This window comes from Rhodovulum viride, from assembly GCF_003265965.1.
Taxonomy (GTDB): domain Bacteria; phylum Pseudomonadota; class Alphaproteobacteria; order Rhodobacterales; family Rhodobacteraceae; genus Rhodovulum; species Rhodovulum kholense.
Genome location: NZ_MUAV01000213.1, coordinates 1 through 369 on the forward strand (window position 1 = coordinate 1; position 369 = coordinate 369).

Consider the following 369-nt stretch of genomic DNA (forward strand, 5'->3'; position numbering starts at 1 on the left):
CCAGCCCGCCTGGGGGGCCGATGCCGCCAGCTGGCGCATGGCGCCCTCCGCGCGGACCAGCTGCTTGAACACCTCGTCTGTCTCAAGCTTCGTGCCCTCCATCAGCGACAGGATGCGGGCCATGGCATCGGCCTGTGCATCGAAGGTCTTGGCCGCTGCCAGCTGGTCGAACGCGATCTTCAGCTGCTGGGCCGCGCCAAGCGTCAGGCCGAACTCTTCCCTCAGCTTTTCGACCGGCGCGAACTGGTAGTCGGCGCGCGTGACAAGATCCGAGATCCGTTCCAGTTCGTCCGCAAAGCCCTCTGCCGCGGCATCGGCATCGCGCACGGCATCGGCGATCGCCACCTGTTTCTGCCGCTCGATCAGGGT

General features: G+C 66.7%; 1 protein-coding gene. It reads right to left on the minus strand.

Going from position 1 to position 369, the window contains the following annotated elements:
- Positions 1-369, minus strand: a 369-nt coding sequence (locus tag BYZ73_RS23285; RefSeq protein ID WP_181498184.1) for a hypothetical protein, incomplete at both ends; no start/stop codon positions are given.